The 3,406-nt window shown below is 48.3% G+C and carries 2 rRNA genes; both read left to right on the forward strand.

Annotated features, from left to right (window positions below):
• Positions 1-213 precede the first annotated feature (213 nt).
• Positions 214-3,090 (forward strand): 23S ribosomal RNA (locus IM792_RS21125).
• A 149-nt stretch (positions 3,091-3,239) separates the two neighbouring features.
• Positions 3,240-3,351: ribosomal RNA gene (gene rrf / locus IM792_RS21130) — 5S ribosomal RNA — on the forward strand.
• The last annotated feature ends 55 nt before the right edge of the window (positions 3,352-3,406 follow it).

Below are 3,406 nucleotides of genomic sequence, written 5' to 3' on the forward strand. Positions count from 1 at the left end.
AAAAGCTTTAAGCTTTAGACTTTCAGCTAAAAAGCTTAAAAACGTTCTTTGACATATTGGAAGAAGTAATTGAAAAAACGAGAAGACAACAATAGGGAGTCTTTAAGTTAACAGTTAGCGGTGAGCAGTCAGCAATGACTACTGGCAATTGACTAATGACGAAAAAGATTACCAAAAAAAGCATACCATACGGCGCAAAAGGCGTATGAGTAGAAGAAAGTAAGAAAGGGCACACGGGGGATGCCTAGGCTCTCAGAGGCGATGAAGGACGTGATAAGCTGCGATAAGCCGCGGGGATTAGCAAATATGAATTAATCCGCGGATTTCCGAATGGGGAAACCTATCTATTTGAAGAATAGATGCAATAGCGCTAACCTGCTGAACTGAAACATCTAAGTAAGCAGAGGAAGAGAAAACAACAGTGATTTCCAGAGTAGTGGCGAGCGAAATGGAAGAAGCCCAAACCATATATGTTACGGCATATACGGGGTAGTAGGACCACAACATGAGTATTAAAATGAACCGGAACGGGGTGGGAAACCCGGCCATAGAGCATGAGAGCTGCGTACGGGTAAGTAATAATATGATAGTGGTATCCTGAGTACTGCGAGGTCGGAGACGCCTTGTAGGAATTTGCCGGCACCATCCGGTAAGGCTAAATACTCCTGAGAGACCGATAGTGAACCAGTACCGTGAGGGAAAGGTGAAAAGAACCCCGAACAGGGGAGTGAAATAGAACCTGAAACCGTGTGCTTACAAGCGGTCGGAGCCCTTCTGGGGTGACGGCGTGCCTTTTGCATAATGAGCCTACGAGTTACTCTTCTCTGGCAAGGTTAAGTGTTTAAGACACGGATCCGAAGCGAAAGCGAGTCTGAATAGGGCGTGCAGTCAGAGGAGGTAGACGCGAAACCTTGTGATCTACCCATGGACAGGTTGAAGGTGCCGTAACAGGTACTGGAGGACCGAACCGATAAACGTTGAAAAGTTTCCGGATGATTTGTGGGTAGGGGTGAAAGGCTAATCAAACTGGGAAATAGCTCGTACTCCCCGAAATGTTTTTAGGAACAGCCTGGCGGTTAAGTTATTAAGAGGTAGAGCTACTAATTGGGTGCGGGGGAGTCAAATCCTACCAAATCCAGATAAACTCCGAATGCTTGATAATATACGCTGGAGTGAGGCTATGGGTGCTAAGGTCCATGGCCGAGAGGGAAAGAACCCAGACCATCAGCTAAGGTCCCCAAATTACCATTAAGTTGAACTAACGAGGTCCGGCTGCACAGACAGCTAGGATGTTGGCTTGGAAGCAGCCATTCATTTAAAGAGTGCGTAACAGCTCACTAGTCGAGCGGCCGGGCATGGATAATAAACGGGCATTAAATGGTATACCGAAGCTATGGATTGTATATTGAATATACACTGGTAGGGGAGCATTCTGCTGTCGGCGAAGCAGGAACGTAAGTGACTGTGGAGATTGCAGAAAAGCAAATGTAGGCATAAGTAACGATAAGGCGGGAGAGAAACCCGCCCACCGAAAGACTAAGGTTTCCTGATCAACGCTAATCGGATCAGGGTTAGTCGGGGCCTAAGGTGAAGCCGAAAGGCGCAGCCGATGGACAACTGGTTAATATTCCAGTACTTTTTATAACTGCGATGCGGTGACGGAGTAGTGACACTGACGCGAACTGACGGAATAGTTCGTTAAAGGCCGTAGGTATAGGGGATGTAGTAAAGTACGCATCTCTTGCTGAAAGCTGATAGTACTCGGAACCTTCGGGGGATGGGATAGTTCAGGTAATCAGACTTCCAAGAAAACCCGCTAAGCTTCAGGTTATAAAAACCCGTACCGTAAACCGACACAGGTAGTCGAGGAGAGAATCCTAAGGTGCTCGAGTGAATCATGGCTAAGGAACTCGGCAAAATGGCCCTGTAACTTCGGGAGAAGGGGCGCTGGCAGCAATGTCAGCCGCAGTGAAAAGGCCCAGGCGACTGTTTAACAAAAACACATGGCTTTGCAAAATCGCAAGATGACGTATAAGGCCTGACACCTGCCCGGTGCCGGAAGGTTAAGAGGGGATGTTAGTCGCAAGGCGAAGCATTGAATCGAAGCCCCGGTAAACGGCGGCCGTAACTATAACGGTCCTAAGGTAGCGAAATTCCTTGTCGGGTAAGTTCCGACCTGCACGAATGGTGTAACGATCTGGGCGCTGTCTCAGCCATGAGCTCGGTGAAATTGTGGTATCGGTGAAGACGCCGGTTACCCGCAACGGGACGGAAAGACCCCATGCACCTTCACTACAACTTAACATTGATATCGGATACAGGATGTGTAGGATAGGTGGGAGGCTTTGAAGCGGATTCGCTAGGATTCGTGGAGCCAACGTTGAAATACCACCCTTTCTGTATTTGGTGTCTAACTCTGCAATGTGGAGGACATTGTTTGGCGGGTAGTTTGACTGGGGTGGTCGCCTCCAAAAAGGTAACGGAGGCTTTCAAAGGTAAGCTCAGTACGCTTGGTAACCGTACGCGGAGTGCAATAGCATAAGCTTGCTTGACTGTGAGGCAGACAAGCCGAGCAGGGTCGAAAGACGGATATAGTGATCCGGTGGTTCTGCATGGAAGGGCCATCGCTCAAAGGATAAAAGGTACGCTGGGGATAACAGGCTGATCTCCCCCAAGAGCTCATATCGACGGGGAGGTTTGGCACCTCGATGTCGGCTCGTCACATCCTGGGGCTGGAGAAGGTCCCAAGGGTTGAGCTGTTCGCTCATTAAAGTGGCACGCGAGCTGGGTTCAGAACGTCGCGAGACAGTTCGGTCCCTATCTGTTGTGGGCGTTGGAAGTTTGAGTGGGGCTGACCTTAGTACGAGAGGACCGGGTTGGACTAACCTCTGGTGAATCTGTTATGGCGCCAGCTGTACTGCAGAGTAGCTACGTTGGGAATAGATAAGCGCTGAAAGCATCTAAGTGCGAAACTAGCCACGAGATGAGACTTCCTTATAGGGTCGTGACAGACTATCACGTTGATAGGTTACAGGTGTAAAGGTGGTGACATCAAAGCCGAGTAATACTAATAGCCCGAAGCTTTCTCAAGCAACAGAATTATATTGTTGTCTTCTCACGTTTTTCAATGACTTCTTTCAATAATATGTCATAGTAAGGCCGAAAGGCAAAAGGATAAAGGTAAAAGGTAAGAAACCTTTAAGCTTTCCTCCTTTAAGCTTTCCCCTCACTAAAGATCTTCAGGTGCCTATATCGGCGGTGTCCACCTCTTCCCATTCCGAACAGAGAAGTTAAGCCCGCCAGAGCCGATGGTACTGCGGTAAAACGTGGGAGAGTAGGTCGGTGCCAAACTTTACCAAAGCCCCTTTCAGTAATGTTCAGGGGCTTTTTTTATGCAACTAACTTT

Source organism: Mucilaginibacter sp. JRF (assembly GCF_015223065.1).
GTDB lineage: Bacteria > Bacteroidota > Bacteroidia > Sphingobacteriales > Sphingobacteriaceae > Mucilaginibacter.